Genomic DNA, 21,398 nt, shown 5'->3' with positions numbered 1-21,398 from the left:
GGTGGCTATCACCGGCCGCGCCGTGGCGCTGGTCGCGCTGGGCATCGCGGTCCTGGTCGTCTCTCCCGCGTCGGGCGCCGCCTTCCTGGTCGTGAACCTGGTGATCGGTGTGCTGATCATCGCCGACCTCTGTCTCGCGGGCGCAGTGCGCGCCTGCACGTTCAGCCGGTCCGGGCCGACCTCCGCCCGGCTGGGGCAGCCGGTGACGCTCGGGTTCACCGTCACCAACGGCGGTCGCCGCACCGTACGGGCCTGTATCCGGGACGGATGGGTGCCCTCGGCGGGTGCCCGCCCGCGGGTCCACACGGTGACGGTGCCCGCCGGTGAGCGGCGTTTCCTGGAGACGGTGCTGCGCCCGACACGGCGCGGGGACCGGGCGCCGGTGCGGATCACGGTCCGTTCGCTGGGCCCGCTGGGCCTGGCTGGCCGCCAGGGCCGGCATCACGCGCCGTGGCGGCTCCGGATGCTGCCACCGTTCGCCTCCCGCCGCCATCTCCCGGCGGCGCTGGCCCGGCTGCGCGAGGTGACGGGCGAGGTGGCGCTGCGCGGCGGCGGTGCCGGCTCGGAGTTCGACAGCCTGCGCGAGTACGTGGTGGGCGACGACGTGCGGACCATCGACTGGCGGGTGACCGCGCGTCACCACGGCGCGGTGGTCGTCCGCACGTTCCGACCGGAGCGGGACCGCCGGGTGCTCTGCGTCCTCGACTCCGGCCGGACGTCCGCCGGGCGGGTCGGTGACGTCCCCCGTCTGGACCATGCGATGGACGCCGCGCTCCTGCTCACCGCCGTCGCGCTGCGGGCCGGCGACCGGGTCGGCCTGACCGCTTACGACAGCACCACCCGGATCTCCCTGCCGCACACGCGGGACCACGGTCTGCTGGCCCGCATGAGCGAGGCGATGGCCACCCTGGAACCGGCGCTGGTCGAGGCTGACCACGACGGCATGGCCTCCGCGGTGCTGCGCGCGTCGTCCCGCCGTGCCCTGATTGTGATCTTCACCGATCTGGTGCCGGCGGTGATCGAGGAGGGCCTGCTGCCCGCGCTCCCCACCCTGACCAGCCGGCACACGGTGCTGGTGGCCGCGCTGCGCGACCCCAGGCTGGACGAGCTCGCCGCCGGGCACGACGACGTCGGGCAGGTGTACGCGGCGGCCGCAGCCGAGCAGACGCTGCTGCGCAGGCGTGAGCTGACCGCGCTGCTGCGCCGGCGTGGGGTCGAGGTCGTGGACGTCCCCCCCGCGGGCTATGCGGCGGTGGTCACCGACACGTACCTCACGCTGAAGGCGCGCGGCAGGTTGTAGGCACGCCGGCCGACAGGGCCAGCCCGGCAGCACCGGGCGACACGGCCGGGGCGACAGGGCCGGGTGCGGTTCAGGCGGCGACGGGCGCGAGGTCCGCGGCGAGCGCGGCGTCCAGGTCGCCGGTCTCGCCGGCGGCGACCGCCCTGCTGCCGTAGACCCACACGTAGGCCACGAAGCCACCCCAGGCCAGGACCCCGATGCCGATGCGGACCGCGGTCGGCAGCGAGGACGGTGTCACGAACGCCTCGATCACGCCGGACAGGCCCAGCGCGACCGCCAGCCCCAGCACGATGGCCACCGCGGCCCGCCCCTCGGCGGCCAGAGCCTCCAGCCGCCGCCGCGGCCCCGGCGCGATGATCGCCCAGCCCAGTCTCAGGCCGACCGCACCGGCCGCGAAGACCACGGTGAGCTCCAGCAGCCCGTGCGGCAGGATCAGCGAGAAGAACTGGTCGCTCTCCCCGCAGCCGGCCATGTAGCCGCCGATGAGGCCCAGGTTCAGGGAGTTCGCCGCCAGGAGGGCGATCGTCGGCAGGCCGAGCAGCGCCCCGAGCGCCACCGCCTGGGCCGCCACCCAGGCATTGTTCGTCCAGACCTGGCTGGCGAACGACGAGGCCGGGTTCTCGGAGTAATAGGAGGCGAACTCCGAGCTGCACAGCGCGGCCACGTCGTCGGGCGGGATGAGGCTGGTCCGTGCCTGCGCGTCGTTCACGATCCAGAGCGCGGCGGCGAGGGCGAGCAGGAGCGAGACCAGCGTGGTCGCGACCACCCAGCGCCAGCGGGCGTAGAGGGCGGCCGGGAAGGTCACGGTGAAGTACCGGCCCACGACGTGCCAGCCGCGGTCCGGGGCGCCGACGACGGCGGCCCGCGCCCGGATGACCAGGCTCGCCAGGTCGTCGACGAGGGCCGGGTCGTAGGAGCGGCCCCGGATCACCGACAGGTGGGTCGCCGCCCGCTGGTAGAGCTCGACGAGTTCGTCGAGCTCGGCGGCCGCCATCCGCCGCGGCCGGGTGGCGCGGTCCACAAGGTGGCCCAACCGCTCCCACTCCGGACGGTGGACGGCGACATACGCATCGAGATCCATGGCACCCACTACTCTTCCAGAACGGGGCACCGGACAGGACAGAGGACGGACATGACGCACCAGCGGCCGACAGGCCCGGGGCACGGCCGGTGAGCCAGGCCGCCGCTGGCACGGCGCAGCTGGTCACGGGCGAGGCCGTCGCCATCGACCTGCGGGTCGCCCGGCTGGGCTCACGCATGGTCTCCGGGCTGATCGATCTGGCGATCCAGGGCTGCGCGCTGGGGGGGCTGCTGGTCGTCACCTTCCTCGGCGTGCAGCCCGAGGACGAGGCGCTCGCCACCGCCCTGTTCCTGATCGTCTACGTAAGCATCCTGCTCGGCTACCCGGTGGCCTGCGAGACGTTCCTGCGCGGGCGCACCCTCGGCAAGATGGCGCTGGGCCTGCGGGTCGTGCGCGACGACGGCGGCCCGATCCGGTTCCGGCACGCGCTGACCCGCGGGCTGATCGGCGTCGTCTGCGAACGGCCCGGCCTGCTCCTCGGCCTGCCGGCGATCATCTGCATGGTCGTGTCCAGCCGGTCGAAGCGGCTCGGCGACGTCTTCGCCGGCACGGTGGTCCTCCAGGTGAAGGTGCCGCGGGTCGCCGGGGCGCCGCCGACCATCCCGCCGCAGCTGGTCGGCTGGGCCGCACTGCTGGACCTGGCCGGTGTCGACGACAGCCTGGCGCTGCGGGCCCGCGGCTTCCTCGCGCGCACCCACCAGCTGTCGGACGAGTCCCGCGAACGGCTCGGCACGGAGCTCGTCCGGGAGATCACCGCCGTCATCGTGCCGCCACCGCCGCCCGGGGCGCCCGGCTGGGCCATCCTCTCCGCGGTGCTCGGCGAGCGGACCCGCCGCGCCTACCTGCGTCTGACGTCCGTGCAGCAGGCGGCGCACGGCCTGGATCCGGTACGCGCGGCGCCGGCCATCCCCCACCCGGTATGGCAACCCGTGGGTTCCGGGGGTGGCCCGCGTGGGTGAGGTCAACGGCGGCGGGAGCCCGCCTGGCCCGGCTGGTCGCCCCGGCCCGGGCTCGTCTAGCGTCTGAACAGCGGGATCCTCCGGGGTGATCGCGACGAACCGCCTCTTTCGCCCCGAGTCATGCGACGGCACGCGTTCAATGACCTTCCGAGGGCCGGGTGAGCAGCTCGGCGCGCGGTCACGCATGCTTGACGGGTCCGCCAGATCGAGCTCCGGCCCTCCTGGTCGGGCCCACATTGGGGGGTGACAACGACGTCGCAGAGACGGGAGTCGGCATCCCCGGTTCGCGGTGAAGCCGCGTCCGGCCGTGCCGGCCGGCGGCAGCAGGACCCACGGGACCCCGGCACAGGTCGGGGGCAGGCAGGCACGGGCGGGTCGCACGGAGGCATCGCCTACGCCGACGAACCCGGCCGGGCCGGCAACGACACGGACGCCGGTGCGGGCGCGGGCTCGGACTCCGACCCGGGCAGCCGCGCCGGCACTGGTAGCGGCGCGGGCACGAGTGCTGGCAGCGGTCCCCGCACGGGGAGAGCCGCCGACTCCGGGCGACGCGCCGACTCCGGGCGACGCGCTGGCGCCGGGGCCGGCAGAGGTGCCCTGGTGGCGGGTCTGCGCCCAGGGGGCAGGTTCGCCGTGCGCCCACCGGGCCGTCGGTTCGCGGAATCAGGGCCGGCGCGGGCCGGCTCCCCCGAGGACCTGCCGTTCGGGCCGCCGACGGGTGGGATGCGCCGGCCCGTCGACCGCCGCCGCCAGCTCACCCGCATCGGGCTCGTCGTGAGCGCGATGGGTGTCGTCGTCGGGCTGCTCGCGCTGCCGTTCTGGGCCGCCGCCGGTCTGTTCGCGAAGGCGTCCGCCGATCACTTCCTGGAACTGCCCTCCGACCTCGTCACCCCACCGCTGCCGCAGAGCTCCCGGATCCTGGCGTCGGACGGGTCCCTCATCGCAACGCTGCGCGGCGCCGAGAACCGGCAGGTCGTCACGGGTGACAAGATCCCGCAGATCATGCGCGAGGCGATCGTCTCGATCGAGGACGCCCGGTTCTACCAGCACAACGGGGTCGACCCGCAGGGTGTCCTGCGGGCCGCCGCCCGCAACAGCGAGGCCGGCACGACCACCCAGGGTGGTTCGACGCTCACCCAGCAGTACGTCAAGAACGTGCTGCTGCAGGACGCCACCACCACCGAGGAGCGCGACGCCGTCGCCGGCGACTCGCTGGACCGCAAGCTGCGCGAGCTGCGGTACGCCGTCGCGATCGAGCAGCGGTTCACCAAGGACGAGATCCTCGAGCGCTACCTGAACATCGCCTACTTCGGCGACGGGGCGTACGGCGTGGGCACCGCCGCCGAGCACTACTTCGGCGTCTCCATCGCGGACGTCTCCCTGGAACAGGCGGCGCTGCTCGCCGGGCTGGTGCAGAGCCCGTCCCGCTACGACCCGGTGAACCACGAGGAGGCCGCGAAGGAGCGCCGCAACATGGTGCTCACCCGGATGGCGGACGAGAACTACATCAGCCGCACGCAGGCGGACGCGGCCAGGCAGATGCCGATCGACGTCCGCCGCGACCAGCCCGAGGTCCAGGACTCCTGCGAGGACTCCGGAGCGCCGTTCTTCTGCGACTACGTCCGCGCCCAGCTGCGCGCCAGCCCCGCGCTCGGCGCGACGGCGGAGGAGCGGGACCGCCGCATCTACGAAGGCGGCCTCGTCATCCAGACGACGCTGAACCCGCAGGTCCAGCAGGCGGCGCAGAGCGCGGTCGACTCGGCGATCCCGCGGGACAGCCGGGTCTCGGCGACCGAGGTGGTCATCCAGCCCGGCACCGGCGCGGTTCTCGGCATGGCCGTCAACCGCACCTACGGGACCGATGTCGCCGCCAACCAGACGGTGGTACCGCTGCCGACCCTGGACAAGCCCGACGGGCCCCCCTTCCAACCCGGGTCGACGTTCAAGACGTTCACCCTGGCGGCGGCACTGGAGCAGGGCTACGGCGTGAGAACGGCCTACTACTCGCCGGCCTGCTACGAGACCCCCGCGTTCCCGTTGGAGCGCCGCACCGGCGACTGCCGGAAGGGCTACCAGAACGCAGACCCCGCCGAGGTCGGGATCTACGACATGGGCAGGGCGACCTGGGACTCGGTCAACACCTACTTCATCCAGCTGGAGGAGGAGATCGGGGTGCCGGCGGTCGTCGAGATGGCCACCCGGCTCGGTGTCTCCCCCGACCACCTCAAGGACATCCCGTCGACCAAGGGTGATGTGACCATCGGCGGCGAGTACGTGACCCCGATGGACATGGCCGTCTCCTACGCCACCCTGGCGGCCGGCGGCATCCGGTGTGACCCGCGGTTCGCGTCCTCGATCGTCGACTCGGCTGGCCAGGCACTCGACGTCGGAGTGACCCCGAAGTGCGAGCGGGTGCTGTCGCAGGGGGTCGCTGACACCGTGACGAGCATCCTGGCCGGAGTCCTCACCAACGGGACAGGCGGAAACGCCCGCTTCAACCACCCCGCGGCGGGGAAGACGGGCACCAACGACGGGTTCTCCAGCGCCTGGTTCGTGGGCTACACCCCGCAGATCGCGGCCGCGGTCGCGGTCGGCGACCCGAACGGGGCGGAGACCAACCCGCTGCGCAACATCGCCATCAACGGGCGGACCTGGCCGCATGTGTACGGCGGCGACCTGCCCGCGCTCATCTTCGGGCAGTCGATGCGCGGGGCGCTGGCCGGCCAGCCCGTACAGCCGCTGCCCGCCGCGGACCCGGCGACCGCGCGGGGCACGAAGGGCGGCCGGCTCATGAACACCCCGCCGCCGGCACCGACCCCCACGCAGCCGAGCCTGGACAACCTCATTCCGGGCTTCGGGCAGGGGGGTGGCCAGGGCGGCACCGGCCAGATCCCCGGCCTGGTCCTGCCGGGCCAGCAGCCCCAGAGCGGCGCCGCGGCCGGGCAGGGCGTCCAGACGGGCCAGTCTGGACGCCCCACCCGGCCCGGTGCGCAGCCGCGGAGCGGCCAGCAGGGGCGGTAGTCACCGGCTCACGGCGGGACCCGGGTGACCTCGCGAAAGGTGCGGGGTCACCCGGCCGCTCCCGGAGCCGTCAGCCGCCAGCCGCCGACGGGCAGTAGACCCGACCAACCAACCCCAGGGCAGGCGTCGGCCGCAGGCCGGCTGGGGCCGGCTAGCGGGCGGAACCGAGCTGGCGCAGCTGTGGTGCGCTGCTCGGGTCGACCCCGAGGGCGAGCGCGACGTACACACCGGCGAAGTCGATCAGGCCGATCAGAGACGCCAGGCGTTCCAGCGGCCCGGTACCCGTCATCCGAAGCTCGGTCACGCCGACGCCGTACCCACCGGCCACGGCCACGGCCCGCTCCGCGGCCCCGCTGACCTCGGGATGCTCGCTGGTGTCGTCCCGCAGGAGGACCAGCCGAAGGCGGGTTGTCTCGACGTCGTCGGCGCGGTCGCGGAAGAAGTCGTCAAGGTCGCCCGCCGGGCCGCCGCCGCTGGCGGCGGCACCGGCTCCGAACGCTCCGCCGAGGAGCGCGGCCTGGTCGTAGGCCGGATAGGGCAGTGCTCCGGCCAGAGCCGGATACCAGGCATGCGCGGCGAGCACCGTTGCCGCGCGGGCCGCCGCGACCTCGGCCAGCCGGGAGGTACCCCACCACATCGGCAGTGCCCCGGCCAGTTCCAGCGCGAGCGTCTTCGCCGGGTTGACGAACGACTCGCTGGACGGCCGGCACCGGATCGCCGTCTCCTCCAGGCGCACCGCGGCCGCCTCCACCGCCGGGCCACCGTCGCGCACCAGGCCGAGCGCGGCCGCGGCGGCGAGCAGCGGGACAGCCAGTGACCACAGGCCGGTATGCGCGGGCCGGGTCTCCGGAAGAGCCACGAACGGGGCGCGGGACACACCGGCGAGGTGCGCAAGCGGGGTGTCGGGCGGGCTGACCACGGCGAGGCGGCAACCTCGCCGGTAGGCCTCCTCGACGGCGGAGCAGGTCTCGCTCGACGCCCCCGAGGCGGACACACCGAGGACGACATCGGCCACGCCGACCCAGCCCGGCAGCCCGTGCCGCCGATGGCTGATCACCGGAACCGGCGACGCCGGGCCGACGACGGCCTCCAGCACGTCGGCAGCGAGCGCCGACGCACCGACACCCACCACAACGATCGCGCGGGGCCGGCCATCCGACCCCAGCGAGGCCACTCCGGCCTCCTGGGCGAGTCGCCAGCCCTCCCTCGCCTGCCGCGCCGCCGAGGCGGTGTGCGGCAGCAGGTTGAGCGTGTCGGCCTCGGTGAGCCGGTTCGAGTCGTCCAGCAGGGACTCGTCGACGTTCACGCCGGCTCTGCGGAGCCGGGCCGGCGCCTGGTCCGGGCTCCGGTGCGAACGCCGGTCAGGATGCCGAGCCGGCCGGCGCCGGGAACGGCTTCGCCTCGTCGAGAAGCATCACCGGGATCTCGTCACGTACCGGGAACGCCAGCCCGCACGACTCGCAGACGAGGACCGGGGCTCCGTCCAGCGTCTCCTCGCGCAGCGGGGCGTGATCCGGGCACGGGCAGGCAAGGATCTCCAGCAACAGGGGATCGAGGCTCATCAGGAAGTCTCCCTTCCACCGCGGATGCTGACGAGGATCTCGTCGCGCAGCCGGCACATAGAGGCATCATCGCGCCCCTCGACGTTCAGGCGCAGGAGTGGCTCGGTGTTCGACGGCCGGAGGTTGAACCAGGAGCCGTCGGGCAGCGAGACGGTCAGGCCGTCCAGGTGATCGACGTCCGAGGCGCGGCCGGCGTACGCCTTCGCCACCTTGCTCATCTCCAACTCGGCGTCGACCACCTCGGAGTTGATCTCCCCGGAGGCCGCGTAGCGGGCGTAGCCGCCGAGAAGGCCGGACAGCGGCCCCGGCTGACCCCCGAGCGCGGCCAGGACGTGCAGGGCGGCCAGCATGCCCGAATCCGCCCGCCAGAAGTCCCGGAAGTAGAAGTGGCCCGAGTGCTCACCGCCGAAGACCGCGCCCGTTCGGGCCATCTCGGCCTTGATGAACGAGTGACCCACGCGGGTGCGCACCGGCACACCGCCACGCTCGGCCACCAGCTCCGGCACGGCCCGACTGACGATCACGTTATGGATGATGGTCGCCCCCGGCTCCCGACGGAGCTCACGCTCGGCGACCAGAGCGGTGATGACCGAGGGTGAGACGATCTCGCCGCGCTCGTCGACGACGAAGCACCGGTCGGCGTCGCCGTCGAACGCCAGCCCGATGTCCGCGCCCTCGGCGCGCACCGCGGCCTGCAGGTCGCGCAGGTTCTCCGGCTCGATCGGGTTGGCCTCGTGGTTGGGGAAGCTGCCGTCGAGCTCGAAGTACATCGGGATGATGGTGAGCGGAAGACTGTCGAGCACGGCCGGGACGGTGAGGCCCGCCATGCCGTTGCCGGCGTCCACAACCACCTTGAGCGGGCGGATGCCGGTGAGATCGACGAGAGAGCGGAGATGGCGTGCGTAGTCGTCGCGCAGGTCGCGCGTGGTGACCGTGCCCGGCCGCCCCGTGTACTCGGGGATGCCCGCCTCGATCAGGCCCCGGATCTCGGCCAGGCCGGTCTGCTGCCCGATCGGCGCGGCACCCGCCCGGCACAGCTTCATGCCGTTGTACCTGGCCGGGTTGTGCGAGGCGGTGAACATCGCACCAGGCAGGTCGAGCGAGCCGGCCGCGAAGTACAGCAGGTCGGTCGACCCGAGACCGGCGGCGACGACATCCGCACCCTGGCTGGTGGCGCCTTCCGCGAAGGCGGCTGCCAGCGGCACCGATGACTCGCGCATGTCGTGGGCGGTGACGATGCGGTCAACGCCGAGCAGTCGTACGAACGCGGCCCCGGTCGCCCGGGCCACCTCCGTGTCGAACTCGGACGGCACCACGCCTCGCACGTCGTACGCCTTGAAGATCCGTGAGAGGTCGCGCACCCCGTAACCACCCTTTCCTGACCCGGCGTCGATCGACCGGGTTGACCTTATCCGCACCCGCCGACAACAACACCAGCGCCTTGCCGGGGGGGCGGATCGGCGTGTGCCGGTCAGGACGGGCTTGGGACGGCGCGCAGGTGCCCGCGCCGGCCACCGGGCGCACCCGGCGGCATGGACCCACTGGGCCCGGTGGCCTCTCCGGACCCGTTGGGCCCGCTCGGGCCGCTCGGAGCACCCGGGCCGCCGGGCGGCTCGGGACGGCGGGGTGCGGAGTCACGCACCGCGTCGGCGAGCGCCTCGATGTCGTCGGTTGTCTGCTCCTGCCCCGACGGTTGCTCGGCCTCGATCCGGACCACCGCCCACCCCAGCGGCACGGTCAGCCGGTCGGCATGGACCCCACACAGGTCGTAGGAGTGCGGCTCGACGAACGGCGACAGCGGACCGAGTACGGCGGTGGACTCCGCGTAGGCGTAGGTGAGCGTGGCGATCGCGGCCGCGGAACAGGCCGAGCGGGAGCAGCGCCGAGGCTTCACGTTCCGGACGGTAGACCCCGGAACGGGCGACGGCCACCACCGCCCGTCGTGTCGCGCACCGGCAGAGGTCACTGTGACGCAGCGCTTATCACTCGGTTGCTCCACGCACACAATTACACCAGAACGACGCACACACTTCGACCGAAACCGCCTTCTGACGTCGTGTCGCTCCTGGTCGGGTACCCCTACGTGGGGGGTACCGGGCCGGTGGGGCCCCATCGCGCCGCCGCCGCTGTGATCGTTCGACGGAAACGGCGTTACTCTGTCACGATGGCCGAACCCGCCAGGACGCCCGAAGTGCGTTTCCCCACGGCCACGCGCCCCATCCCACCCCGCCGGCGGCGGGACCGCCGCGGACGCGGCATGCGTGGCACGCTCCTACCCCCCGACGTGCCCGCCTACGCCACCCGCGGTGAGCGCTTCGACGACCTTGTCCTGGATGCGGTCGAACACCTGGACCACAGATGGTCCGCCGAGCTGGCCGACGTCGAGTTCGCCGTCGAGGACGTCCCGCCGGTCAGTCTGACCGATGACAGCATTCCGCTGGCCTCCTACCAGCCGGCGTCCGGACGGGGCCGCTCCGCGACCCCGCAGCGCATCGTCGTCTACCGGCGTCCGCTGGAGGCCCGCGCCGTCATGCCCGAGGATCTCGCCGAGCTCGTCCTCGACGCGATCATCCATCAGGTGGCTGAGATGATGGACGTCGACCCCGCCGTGATCGACCCCGAAGGCCATGGCTGGGGCGACGAGGAGTAGACCCGTCGCGACATCCGCCCGACGCCGAACCAGAGCCGCTCACGACCGCCGAGGCGGGGACGGAGACACCTGTGACCATCGGGGAGAGCGCGCCGACCAGCACCGCGGGCACCGACAGCACGGAGACCCGCGGCCGGCTCACCAGCACGGTCGGCGCAGGCACCACCAGCGGCACCACCAGCACGACGACGGGCGCGGGCCCGCGGCCGCACCGGGCCTCGGTCCGCGTCCTGGAGCTGCACGGTCAGTCCCAGCGCTACGCCTGGGGCTCCTCCACCGCGATCCCGGAGCTGCTGGGCGTTCCCGCTGACGGGGAGCCCGTCGCCGAGCTGTGGCTCGGCACCCATCCGCAGGCTCCGGCCGAGGTGGTCGAGGCCACCGGTCCGCAGCACGGAGCCGGGGCGGCGGGCCCGGCCACGAGCGCCGCGGCCGGGCCGGGGCAACCGTTGCGGCGGCGGCCGGGCGGCCTCGGTACCCGCCGGGCGGCGGCCGACCTGGTCGGCGAGCTGCCCTTCCTGCTGAAGGTGCTCGCCGCCGACAAGGCCCTGTCGCTGCAGGTCCATCCCGACCTCGCCCAGGCCCGCGCCGGGTTCGACGCCGAGCAGGCCGCCGGGATCAGCATGGGTGACCCGCGGCGTCGCTACCGCGACCGCAACCACAAGCCCGAGCTGATCGTGGCGCTGACACCGTTCCGGGCCCTCGCCGGCATCCGCGCACCTGCCGCGACACTCGCGGTCGCGCGCGGGCTGGGCCATCCGGGGCTGATCGCGGCGTTCGCGCCGCTGGCGACCGACCCGTCCGGTGGTGCCACCCAGGTCCTGCGCAGCCTGCTCACCCTCCCGCCCCAGGCGGGTGTCGACCTCGCCGCCGGTGTGGTGAGTGCCGCCGAGCGGATCGGCCCGGGCGCCGACGAGGAGCTGCGCCGTGCCGCCGACCTCGTCCGGCTGCTCGCCGCGACCCACCCGGGTGACGTAGGCATCGCCGCGGCGCTGCTGCTCAACGATGTCACGCTGCAACCGGGTGAGGGGCTGTTCCAGCCCGCGCGGCTGCTGCACGCCTACGTCCAGGGTGTCGGGATCGAGATCATGGCCACCTCGGACAACGTGCTCCGGGGCGGGCTGACTCCCAAGTACATCGACGTCAACGAGCTGCTGCGGATCCTCGACCCGAGGCCCACCGGCGCACCGGTCCTGCGGCCGCGGACCCTGACGACCGGTCCGGGGGGCCAGCTGCGGACATGGCAGGCGCCGGTGAAGGACTTCGTCCTGCGGGAGGCGGTCTGCACGGGCGGTCCGGTGACTGTGCCCGACTCGTCCATCCTGCTGGCTGTGGAGGGGCAGGTCGAGATCACCGGCACGGACCGGGCGGGGCTGCCGCTGGAACCGATCACGCTGAGCCGCGGCTGCTCGGCACTGGTGACCGGGCCGGCCACACTGCAGCTCACCGGCACGGGCCGGGTCTTCGCCGCGGGCGTCCGCGGCTGACCCGGCCGCAGGCGACCCACCCGCAGCCGGCGCACCCGGACCGCGAGGCGCGCGGCCGTGGCCATGGGCGTGGGCGTGGGCGTTCAGGTCGTCAATGCCGATGTTCGGCAGACACAGCCGGGCCGACGAGAAGCCGAGGGTCGGCAACCGGAGCCGGGCCGGAGCGGTACCGCCACGCTCCGACCAGCGGGACGACCGCCGAGACCGTCCGCGGAACCGGCGCGGTCAGCGTGACGGCAGTCTGCGACACAGCCTCCGCCGGCGGGTCGGCCGCCACCGGAAACAGCGGAACGTCCGCTGGCGCCGGGGGGACGCCCGCGCCCGGCGCGGGTGGCATGGCCACCGGTGGGCTGGCTCCCAGCACCTGGGTGGCGACCAGTGTTCCGCCGGAACCGACGACCCGGGCGCCTGTCCGGCCGGCCGGCAGCTCCGCGAGGACCACCCGGCCCGCGCCGACGTCGACCCTCGTGCCGTCGACCCAGGCGGTGGCCGCCCGGTCGGGCGCCACCAGGACCAGCGCACCCGACGTCCACCTGGGGACCGGGGCCGCCGCGACCACCAGTCCGGGCGGTGCCGGCCCGACCCCCATGCCCACCGGGTCGCCGGAGACCTGACCGGTCCAGCGCGGGCGCTCAGGCATGCTTCCGGCCACCCAGACCGGGTCGGGGCCGCCGCCGGACAGCCTCAGCGCCGCGACGACACCGGTTCCGTCGGTCGACTCGACGAGCACGGCGGATGCCGTCGCCGGTGCCAGTGCGATCGGGCGGTGCACCGTCGTCCCGGCCGGGATTCTGACAGCTTCCAGGCCAGCCGGCACCCGCGCACCGGACGGGCTGAGCACGGTGACGCGCACTGTCGCGGCCCGGCCCGGCACCGCGATCACCAGGTCGGCTGCCGGCCCACGCGCCTCCCGCACCGCCGCGGCCGGGGTGAGCAGACCCCCGACCAGCACCCGGGCGGCCGGGCCGGCGGTGGGCGGCACCGGGGTCGCCTTCTGGGGACCACTCCCGCTGGCGCGATCGACCAGCCAGCTCAGGACCCGTCCCGCCGTGGTCCGGATGTCGATGGCGGTCGCGGCGGCCTCGGGGGCCAGTGCGGCGAGGCGCCGGCTCACCGTCCGGCCGGGCGGAATCGTGATCTCGGTGCGGGGCGACGTCCCGTCCGGCGACACGACACCCACGTCCACCCGGGCGGGGCGCGGCCCGGCGTTCGTCCAGTACAGAACGGGGTCCCTGCCGGCGGCGGTGGACGGCCCGGCGAACCAGGTGTGCGCGCGCGGCTGCTCGCAGCGGGCGCGCAACGGCCCCGCTCCCGACCCGGGCGACGTCACCGTGGCGGTGAGACCGGCCGCTGCCTCGCCGGTCGCGACGAGCCGGAGCGGGCCGCCGCCGGTGCGCTCACCGGGCGACCGGCCTGCCGGGTCGCCGCCCGGGGGGAGGCGGAGCAGTTCGTCGTGCTGGCGATCGTCATCGAGCAGCGCCGAGCCGTCCGACGGCTGGACCGCCCCGCCCGGCCCGGCGCCGCGCACCAGGTCGAGGAGCTGTGGGACCCGGCCGTCCAGGCCGAGGTCCGGGCAGAGCAGGGTCGCCGAGGTCACCGATCTCGGTACCGCGGACGCCGACGTGCGCGGCACAGCGGTCGTCAGCGCGGACGCGACGACCGCCGCCACGCAGACCAGCCCGAACGCCACGGGCACCCGCCAGCGCCGGTCAGGCCTCATCGCGGTCACCGCCTGGCGGTGTGGGCCGGCGCCGGTGCGCAGGTCGCACAACGGCCGCCAGCAGGCCGGTGGCCAGCACCGCGCCGGCGGCACCCGCGCCCGCGAGCAGCACGGCACGATGCCGGGTGTGGTCGTAGCCGACCTCGAGCAACCCGCCCCGGGCCGGCAGGACGAAGGACTGTGCCCAGCCGTCCGCCAGCGCCCTCGTCAGCGGGGCACCGTCCAGGGTCGCCCGCCAGCCGGGATCGGCTGTCTCGGCGAAAACCACGCGCCGACCGGCCGCTCCCGCGGGGACTTCGACCGCCCCGGACAGCCCCGCGGCGCCCGGCCGCAGCCCGTCAAGCGGCACCCCGTGCCCGGCGGCCCCCGCAGAGCCGTCGGACGCCCCGGCGGGAAGGAGGCGGGCCCGGGCCGCCGGGTAGGCCCGGCCGGTCACAGGGTCCACCGGGCGCCACACCAGGACGCCCGAGCCGCGGCGGTCACGCCAGAGGCCGTCCACCGAGTCCAGTGCCGCGACGAGGGACGGGTCGGACGCGGCGGCCGGCATGACGACCGCGTTCACGCCGAAGCCCGGGAGTCCGGCCGCGGCTCCGGGGACGCCCGCCGACAGGTCGCCGACCAGGCGGGCAAGGGCAGCGGACGCCGCCGAGGCCCGGCCCGACGTCGCGCCGGGGAAGCGGGGACCCTCGTCCGCCGCCAGCGTGTAGACCGCGCGGTCCGGAGCGGACCCACGCAGGACGAGCACTCGCGCGCCCGGGCCGCCGGTCCTGGCCAGTGCGGTGACGGACCTGGTCAGGGTCTCGTCGCGCGGGACCGGCCGAGGCTGGGCGAGCGGGGCGGCGACGAGGACGGCGCCGAACGCCAGCGTCCCCGCGACGAACAGGGCACGAAGAGCCCACGAGCCACCGCGCGCGGATGCCCGCGCGAGGCCGACGGCGACGAGCAGGCCGGCACAGGCCAGGCCGTACTGCGGGCCGGCCCAGACTCCGGTGGGGCCGGCGGTGGCCACGACGGACGCCGATCCGCCCGACCAGGCGTTCCCGAGGATGACCGCGAGCGGCACTCCGGCCAGCCCGGCGCCGGCGAGCGCCCAGCCGGCGGCGGGCGTCGCGGTGCTGCCCGGCGCCGCCCCCGGGTCTGTTCCGGCCTCGGCGGTGGTCGAACGCCGGCCGCGGCCGCGCAGGGGAAGCCCGGCGAGCAGGCCACCGGCAGCCACGACGAGGAAGAGGACGGTCGACTCATCTTCTCCACCGGAGGCGTGGGCCACCAGGCCGCTGTGCTCCGACCCGGCCATCAGGGCGACGGGCCCCCACGGCCCTGGCCCGGACCCCCACTGCCCTGGCCCGCCCGCGAGCAGGCCGGGCAGTAGCGGCGCCGACGCGGTCACGAGGACGGCGACCAGGCTGAACAGGGCGACCGGCAGTCGGGCGCCCGACCAGCCGCCCCCGCCGGAGCAGCCGCGCCGGACAGCCAGGAAGGCGACGGGCAGGACCACGAGCACGACCGGCGCCAGAGCGGGAGCGCAGGCGATGAGGACGGTCAGCCCGGCCGCGAGGCGCCATGCCGGCCAGCCGGCCCGCCGCGGCGCGGGACGGCCGCGCAGGACCTCGCCGCGCAGGACCTTGCCGCGCACCACCTCGCCGCGGAGGACCTCGTCGGCCGTGGCGAGGACGGCCGGGAGCACGGCCAGCGCCACGGCGGACTCGAACCGGCCGGCGATCACCGACCCTGCCACGGGCGGGGACATCGCGTAGAGCGCGGCCAGGCCGGTCCGCAGGTGTCGGGAAGCGGTGATCCGCGCGGCGGCACGATAGGCGCTGCAGGCGGCCGCGGCGGGTGCCACCGCGAGCAGGGCCAGGCAGACCGCGCCGGCGTCGAGGCCGACCGGGGCGGCGAGGGCTGCGAGAGCTGCGAGCCCTGGCATCCATGGGGGCGCGGCACCTGGCCAGCCGAGGGTGCCGCCGACCGAGCCCTGCCATCCAGACCACGCAACGGACCACAGGTCGTGGGCGTCAGCGAGCATCGGCACCCCGCCGCCGGCCGCATCCGGAGCGAGGCGACGGGCCATGCCCCCGCCGACGACGAGCAACAGCGCGATCAGGGCCACGAAGGCACGGGACGGGGTGGCCGTACGCACCGCCAGGCGGGCGCTGACGAGGGGACTGGGACTGGGACTGGGACGTGAACTGGTGCTGGGGCCTCCGGCCAGCGAGATCGCGCCGCGCCGGGTCGGCAGCAGGTGCCGCGCCGCGCGCCGGGGAACGGCGGCCGTCCGGGCTGCCCGCCGGCGCATCCGCACCAGTTCGCGGGGACCGACCAGGACCGCGCCGACCACCCCTACCTCGACCGCAGCCGAGCGCCAGCGCTGACCGGGCCGCGCCAGCCGGCCCCCAGCCCGCCCGAGGCCGGTCACCACCAGCACGAGCAGGGCGAACGGCCACCAGACAGGCTGCGTCAGTGCCAGACGCACCCGCACGCCGGCGACGCGGTCAGCCCGGTAAGCCCGGTCAGCCCGGCTGGCCCGGCCGCCCCGGCCGGCCACGCGCGCACCTGCCCGGACCCGGACGGTCGCCCGGGGCACGGCGACCACGCGCAGACCGGCGCGCGCGGCGCGCAGACCCAGGTCGAGGTCGAGGCCCGCGGTCATGCCGGGAGCGAGGCCGCCCAGGCGTTCCCAGGCGGCCGCGCGGATCAGCAGGCCACTGCAGGAGACCGCCAGCACGTCGCGAGCGGCGTCGCCGGGCCCGGCGGCGGACCGCGCCGCAGCGGGGACCCGCCGCCCCGCCCGGTCGACGGTGACACCGGCTTCGACAACGGTTCCGGCCCCACCGACGGCAAGCAGTCCGGGCCCGAGGACCGCGGCGCTGCGGTCGACCCTGGCATAGGTGAGCAGGCGGTCGAGAGCGTCGTGGCCTGGCACGACCCCGTCGCCGAGCAGCCAGTAGAAGACGTCCGGCCGGTCAGGCTCACCGCCGGCCCGTGTGGTCTCGTCGGCCCGGCCACGGTAGCGCCGGGCCGCCTTGTCGAACGTGACGGCGGCGGCGACCGCGGCACCGAAGGACGTCCCGGGTGGAAGGTCGAGAACCACGACCGGAACCGCGCCCGCGTCCGCCGGCCCGGGAGGCTCACTCGGGTGCTCGGCGCCGGCGGGCCGGTGGGCAGGTGACCGACCCGGCCGCTGATCGGATCCGGTGCGCTGTGCCGGAACAGAGGTCGGGGCCGCGGTCAGGATCCCGCCGAGACAGGCCACCACGATCCGGTCAGGGGGACGTGCCGCCGCGGCAAGATCCGCCAGCGCCTGGTCCAGATCGGTATCGCCCAGGCCATGACCGTCGGGCGCACTCCGATCCGGCCCGCGCACTACGCGCGGTGCCGACGAGGCGGGCGGTGCCGACAGGGCGCGCCGTGCTGACGGGGTATCGCGTGGTGCTGACGTGGTGTGTGGTGCCGACAGAGTGCCCGGCGGCAGCGGGGTGCGCGGCGAGGGTGCGGTACCCGGCACTGGTGGGGTGCTCTGCGCACTCCCACCTCGCCGGATGACCATGATCGCCACGACCCGCTGGCCGGCACGAACGGCATCTCGGGGACGAATCGCCCGAGTGCCGCGACCGGCGCCCCGCGTTGGTGTGGTCATCGCGGGCGCCGTCCGTGGGATCCGGCGTCAGACGGCCCGTCGGCGCTGCTTGCGCCGCTCACGCTCGGACATGCCGCCCCAGATCCCGAACCGCTCGTCGTTCTCCAGTGCGTACTCCAGGCACTCGACCCTGACCTCGCAGCCGGAGCAGATGCGCTTCGCCTCCCGGGTCGACCCGCCCTTCTCGGGGAAGAACGCCTCCGGGTCGGTCTGCGCGCACAACGCCCGCTCCTGCCATTCCATCGCCTCGCCGAGCAGATCCCCGAGGCCGATGTCGATGACGTCGGCGAGGGAGTCCACCAGCGCGCTGCTTGTGCGGGGCGCGGGCACCTCACCGGGACGGACCAGCTCGCCGGCCTCGCCGTCATCGTCCTCGTCGAGGTCGTCCTCGAGATCGTCGACCTCGGCGTCATAGCCGGGCTCGACCAACCCGGGCCGGCCGCGGCCAGGCATGACCGGCGGCGCGACCGCCGCGGCGGTCGACCCGGCCGGCTGCGGGTGCGGCCCGGACACGAACGCCCCGGCCACGGGGACCGGCAGCGGTGCCGCCTCGTGAGCGGTCTCCAGCACCGGTCCGGCGTGGTGCTCAGCGGAACGCTCGACGTCCGCCAGGACGGTGTGGACGCCCGCGTCGGTGTGCTCCATATGGACTCCTCCAGACCCGTCGCGGTGCGGTCGGCCACCCCCCGGACGCCGGCGCGCGGTGTCTTGGATCCACACCGACCGGACGTCGCCCTACCGCACGAGTCCCGCCGACGGGGGGAATGACACGCCGGTAATTACACGCGCCAGACTTGGCCGCGTCAACCCCACCGACGTAACATCTTCTACAACCAGCGATGAGACCATAGCTCACAGTCACTGGGGCTCGTCACAGAGGGTCCCCGCAGACCAACCCTCCAATACGGAGAGTGACGATCCGAGGGGCGCACCTGGGGCTTTGGATCTCGGTCCGCAGGGCGAAGACCTCATAGCGGACGTCGAGATTCCCGGACATCCCACCCAAACCTACACCGATCACCAGGGCTGCCAGGCGGCACCCGAGGTCACGGTCACACTAGGTAGTGCCACAAACGAGCTGTGACGATCCTCAGGTCACGATGGCGAGCACGGTGCGCGCAGCGTCACCACGCGCGGTGACAAGGCGTTCCGAAGAGACCACACCGTAGGTAGTGGTCCGCTGCCGCGGGGGACGTCCGGCCGCTCCGGCAAGCTCCTCCAGCTCGGCGATCGAGCGGCGTGAGCCATGCTGCGACCCCGCCATTCGGCTGATCGTCTCCTCCATGAGGGTGCCTCCGAGGTCGTTGACCCCACCGGCGAGCACCTGGACGCACCCGTCCGTGCCGAGCTTCACCCACGAGCACTGGATGTTGGCGATCGCTCCGTGCAACAGGATCCGGGCCATCGCGTGCACCGCCCGATTCTCCTGAACGGTGGGGCCCGGACGGGCCACCCCGGCCAGATAGATCGGCGAACTGTGGTGGACGAACGGCAGTGCGACGAACTCGGTGAAGCCGCCCGTCTCGTCCTGGATGCGGCGCAGCAGCCGCAGGTGGGCCACCCAGTGGGCCGGGGTGTCGACATGGCCGTACATCATCGTCGCCGACGACCGCAGGCCGACACGGTGAGCGGCGGTCACGACGTCGACCCAGGCCGCCGCCGGCAGCTTGCCCTTGGTGAGCACCCAGCGAACCTCGTCGTCGAGGATCTCCGCGGCCGTGCCGGGAATGGAGTCGACACCGGCCTCCTTCGCCGCAGTGAGCCACTCCGCCACCGACAGGCCCGTGCGGGTGACGCCGTTCATGACCTCCATCGGGGAGAAGGCGTGCAGGTGCAGCCCGGGAGCCGCCTTCTTGATCTCGCGGGCCAGGCCGAAGTAGGCGTCGCCCGGCAGGTCCGGATGGATGCCGCCCTGGACGCAGACCTCGGTCGCACCCACTGACCAGGCGTCGCGCGCCCGTGAGGCCACCTCGTCCAGCGAGAGGGTGTAGGCGTCGGCGTCGCCGCGGCGCTGGGCGAACGCGCAGAACCGGCAGCCGGTGTAGCAGACGTTGGTGAAGTTGATGTTGCGGTTGACCACGAAGGTCACGTCGTCGCCGACGGTCTCCCGGCGCAGGCCGTCGGCGAGGGCACACAGCTCCTCCAACGCCTGGCCGGTCGCCCCGAACAGGGTGAGCGCGTCGGCGTCGGAGATCCCGGCCGGGTCGGCACCGGCCCGCCGCAGGGCGGCAAGCACCTCCGGCTCCGCCCTGGGCACCGCGCCCCGCGCCACCACCCCGTCCGCCGCCGCCACTTCGGCCGCCGCCCCCTCGGCCAGGGCTGTCAGCCCGACTGCCGCGGCCTCACCTGCATCCGGACCTGCATCCGGAGCCGGCTCGGCGGCCGCCGAGCCGGAGCCGTAGACGCCGTCCACGCCGGTGCCCGCCGCCCGCACCTGCTCGCGCAGAGCCGCCCAGTCCCCGTACACCGAGTCGAAGTCGGAACGGGTGTCGGCGCGGCGGCCCTCGACGTCCACCGCGGTGTGCAGGTCGGTGCGGCCGCTGTCCCCCAGCCCGCCGTCGGGCTCCTGCCAGGGGCGCCCGGTGGGCCGTGCGCCCGGGGCGAGCAGCCCGTCCGGACCGGCCAGCGCCGCCACGTGCCCGGCGACCCGCGGGTCGATCCAGGGCTCGTCCAGATGGGTGGGGTGCACGGTGAGCCGCGGCCGCAGGTTGAACCCGGACTCCTCGGTCACCGCCCGCAGGATGTCCAGATCCGGCCAGGGGCGTTCCGGGTTGACGTGGTCCGGAGTGACGGGAGAGACCCCGCCCCAGTCGTCGAGACCGGCGGAGAGCAGCAGGGCGCACTCGGCGGTGTCGACGAGGTTCGGCGGTGCCTGCACCCGCATGCCCGGGCCGAGCACCAGCCGGGTCACCGCCACGGCCGCCGCGAGCTCCTCGGCACCGACATCCGGCGCACCGCGCATCGCCGTGTCGTCCTTGGCCCGGAAGTTCTGGACGATGATCTCCTGGATGGAGCCGTACTCGCGGGCGACCCCGCGCAGCGCGAAGATTGTTTCGGCCCGCTCGGTGACGGTCTCCCCGATGCCGAGCAGCAGGCCGGTGGTGAACGGGACGGACAGCCGGCCCGCGTCGGCGAGCACCCGCAGGCGCACCGCCGGGTCCTTGTCCGGCGAGCCGTGGTGGGCACCACCGGGCGTGGACCACAGCCGGGTGGCGGTCGTCTCCAGCATCATGCCCATCGACGGCGCGACAGGCTTGAGGCGAGCCAGCTCCGCCCAGCTCAGCACCCCCGGGTTGAGGTGCGGGAGCAGCCCGGTCTCCTCCAGCACGGCGATCGCGACCGCGCGCAGGTAGCCGAGCGTCGAGTCGTAGCCCTGGGCGTCGAGCCACTCGCGCGCGGCCGGCCACCTGTCCTCGGGACGGTCGCCGAGGGTGAACAGTGCTTCCGCGCAGCCGGCCGCGGCGCCGGCGCGAGCCACCTCGAGCACCTCGTCCACGGTCAGGTAGGGCGCCGGGAGCCGGTGCGGGACGGTCGCGAAGGTGCAGTAGTGGCACCTGTCCCGACACAGCCGGGTCAACGGGATGAAGACCTTGGGTGAATAGGTGACAACACCGGGCCGCCCGGCGGAGACGAGCCCGGCGTCCCGGACGCGCGCGGCGGAGGCGCACAGATCGGTGAGGTCCGCGCCGCGGGCGGCCAGCAGGATCGCCGCCTCGGTGACATCCAGGGTCGCGCCGTCACGGGCCCGGCGCAGCGCCCGCCGCATCGCGCTGGCCGACGGCACGGCGGCAGCAGCGGCGGCGGCGGGCGCGGGCGTGACGGACGGCGCGGCGGCGGAGACCGGCGGCGGTTCCGGGCGGTGTTGGCGAGCGGGGGTGGGGGTGATCGCCTCCCCGGCTGGTTCTCCGTCCGGTACCGCCGCCGTACTCGTCATGCGCTCACCCTGGGTAGATGGTCGTCTGGTCGTGGGATCCGACTGGCCGTGGA

Annotated in this window: 14 protein-coding genes; 5 read left to right on the top strand and 9 right to left on the bottom strand. The window is 74.5% G+C overall.

The window, feature by feature from the left end; all coding sequences use genetic code 11:
• Nucleotide 1 precedes the first annotated feature (1 nt).
• Nucleotides 2–1,300 carry a DUF58 domain-containing protein gene (locus tag AB1460_RS13545; protein ID WP_368961517.1) on the top strand — a complete coding sequence of 433 codons (1,299 nt, stop codon included), beginning with the start codon at nt 2–4 and terminating at the stop codon, nt 1,298–1,300.
• A 70-nt stretch (nt 1,301–1,370) separates the two neighbouring features.
• Here the strand turns inward: AB1460_RS13545 and AB1460_RS13540 are convergent, their stop codons facing one another.
• Nucleotides 1,371–2,381, bottom strand: a complete 1,011-nt coding sequence (locus AB1460_RS13540; RefSeq protein ID WP_368961516.1) for a stage II sporulation protein M — start codon at nt 2,379–2,381, stop codon at nt 1,371–1,373.
• 89 nt (nt 2,382–2,470) lie between these two features.
• On the opposite strand from AB1460_RS13540, the gene AB1460_RS13535 reads away from it, so the two are divergent.
• Both AB1460_RS13535 and AB1460_RS13530 read left to right on the top strand, forming a co-directional pair.
• Nucleotides 2,471–3,340: an RDD family protein gene (locus tag AB1460_RS13535; RefSeq protein WP_368961514.1), complete on the top strand. Its 870-nt coding sequence runs from the start codon at nt 2,471–2,473 to the stop codon at nt 3,338–3,340.
• A gap of 600 nt (nt 3,341–3,940) precedes the next feature.
• Nucleotides 3,941–6,361 (top strand): transglycosylase domain-containing protein, encoded by a 2,421-nt coding sequence (locus tag AB1460_RS13530; protein WP_368961513.1) that lies wholly within the window; start codon nt 3,941–3,943, stop codon nt 6,359–6,361.
• 151 nt (nt 6,362–6,512) lie between these two features.
• Here AB1460_RS13530 and AB1460_RS13525 read toward each other — a convergent pair whose 3' ends face one another.
• From AB1460_RS13525 to AB1460_RS13510, 4 genes are all read right to left on the bottom strand, one after another.
• Nucleotides 6,513–7,667, bottom strand: a complete 1,155-nt coding sequence (locus AB1460_RS13525) for an SIS domain-containing protein (RefSeq protein ID WP_368961512.1) — start codon at nt 7,665–7,667, stop codon at nt 6,513–6,515.
• Between the two features lie 55 nt (nt 7,668–7,722).
• Nucleotides 7,723–7,923 (bottom strand): Trm112 family protein, encoded by a 201-nt coding sequence (locus AB1460_RS13520; protein WP_368961511.1) that lies wholly within the window; start codon nt 7,921–7,923, stop codon nt 7,723–7,725.
• Nucleotides 7,923–9,284 carry a phosphomannomutase/phosphoglucomutase gene (locus AB1460_RS13515; RefSeq protein WP_368961510.1) on the bottom strand — a complete coding sequence of 454 codons (1,362 nt, stop codon included), beginning with the start codon at nt 9,282–9,284 and terminating at the stop codon, nt 7,923–7,925. Before AB1460_RS13515 ends, AB1460_RS13520 begins: the two co-directional genes overlap by 1 nt.
• Nucleotides 9,285–9,394: 110 nt before the next feature.
• The gene (locus AB1460_RS13510) at nt 9,395–9,817 is read right to left on the bottom strand and encodes a DUF3499 domain-containing protein (RefSeq protein WP_368961508.1); all 423 of its coding nucleotides are present in this window, start codon (nt 9,815–9,817) and stop codon (nt 9,395–9,397) included.
• Nucleotides 9,818–10,180: 363 nt separating this feature from the next.
• Between AB1460_RS13510 and AB1460_RS13505 the strand changes: the two genes are divergently transcribed.
• Nucleotides 10,181–10,573, top strand: coding sequence for a metallopeptidase family protein (locus tag AB1460_RS13505; RefSeq protein WP_368961506.1), 393 nt, complete (start codon nt 10,181–10,183; stop codon nt 10,571–10,573).
• Nucleotides 10,574–10,644: 71 nt separating this feature from the next.
• On the top strand, nt 10,645–12,057 hold the full coding sequence (gene manA, locus AB1460_RS13500) for a mannose-6-phosphate isomerase, class I (protein ID WP_368961505.1): 1,413 nt from the start codon (nt 10,645–10,647) through the stop codon (nt 12,055–12,057).
• A 91-nt stretch (nt 12,058–12,148) separates the two neighbouring features.
• Here manA and AB1460_RS13495 read toward each other — a convergent pair whose 3' ends face one another.
• The 4 genes from AB1460_RS13495 to AB1460_RS13480 all read right to left on the bottom strand — a co-directional run bounded on the left by AB1460_RS13495 (nt 12,149) and on the right by AB1460_RS13480 (nt 21,345).
• Nucleotides 12,149–13,777, bottom strand: a complete 1,629-nt coding sequence (locus AB1460_RS13495; RefSeq protein ID WP_368961503.1) for a DUF5719 family protein — start codon at nt 13,775–13,777, stop codon at nt 12,149–12,151.
• Nucleotides 13,767–16,865: a glycosyltransferase gene (locus AB1460_RS13490; RefSeq protein WP_368961502.1), complete on the bottom strand. Its 3,099-nt coding sequence runs from the start codon at nt 16,863–16,865 to the stop codon at nt 13,767–13,769. The genes AB1460_RS13495 and AB1460_RS13490 overlap by 11 nt, the downstream gene beginning before the upstream one ends.
• A gap of 573 nt (nt 16,866–17,438) precedes the next feature.
• Nucleotides 17,439–18,056 carry a WhiB family transcriptional regulator gene (locus AB1460_RS13485; RefSeq protein ID WP_368961501.1) on the bottom strand — a complete coding sequence of 206 codons (618 nt, stop codon included), beginning with the start codon at nt 18,054–18,056 and terminating at the stop codon, nt 17,439–17,441.
• A 445-nt stretch (nt 18,057–18,501) separates the two neighbouring features.
• A complete protein-coding gene (locus AB1460_RS13480; protein ID WP_368961500.1) occupies nt 18,502–21,345 on the bottom strand; it encodes a bifunctional FO biosynthesis protein CofGH in 2,844 nt (947 codons plus the stop codon).
• Nucleotides 21,346–21,398: the final 53 nt, after the last annotated feature.

It is taken from the genome of Parafrankia sp. FMc2 (assembly GCF_041008525.1).
In the GTDB taxonomy this organism is placed as follows: Bacteria; Actinomycetota; Actinomycetes; order Frankiales; family Frankiaceae; genus Parafrankia.
The sequence above is the reverse complement of the archived record's forward strand: the minus strand, read 5'-3'. Positions and strand labels throughout refer to the sequence as shown.

Excerpts from the sequence above, each read along its gene's own strand:
- AB1460_RS13540 (WP_368961516.1), bottom strand. The coding sequence starts at position 2,381 with ATGGATCTCGATGCGTATGTCGCCGTCCACCGTCCGGAGTGGGAGCGG.
- AB1460_RS13520 (WP_368961511.1), bottom strand. The coding sequence starts at position 7,923 with ATGAGCCTCGATCCCCTGTTGCTGGAGATCCTTGCCTGCCCGTGCCCG.
- AB1460_RS13505 (WP_368961506.1), top strand. The coding sequence starts at position 10,181 with ATGCGTGGCACGCTCCTACCCCCCGACGTGCCCGCCTACGCCACCCGC.
- AB1460_RS13495 (WP_368961503.1), bottom strand. The coding sequence starts at position 13,777 with ATGAGGCCTGACCGGCGCTGGCGGGTGCCCGTGGCGTTCGGGCTGGTC.
- AB1460_RS13485 (WP_368961501.1), bottom strand. The coding sequence starts at position 18,056 with ATGGAGCACACCGACGCGGGCGTCCACACCGTCCTGGCGGACGTCGAG.
- AB1460_RS13480 (WP_368961500.1), bottom strand. The coding sequence starts at position 21,345 with ATGACGAGTACGGCGGCGGTACCGGACGGAGAACCAGCCGGGGAGGCG.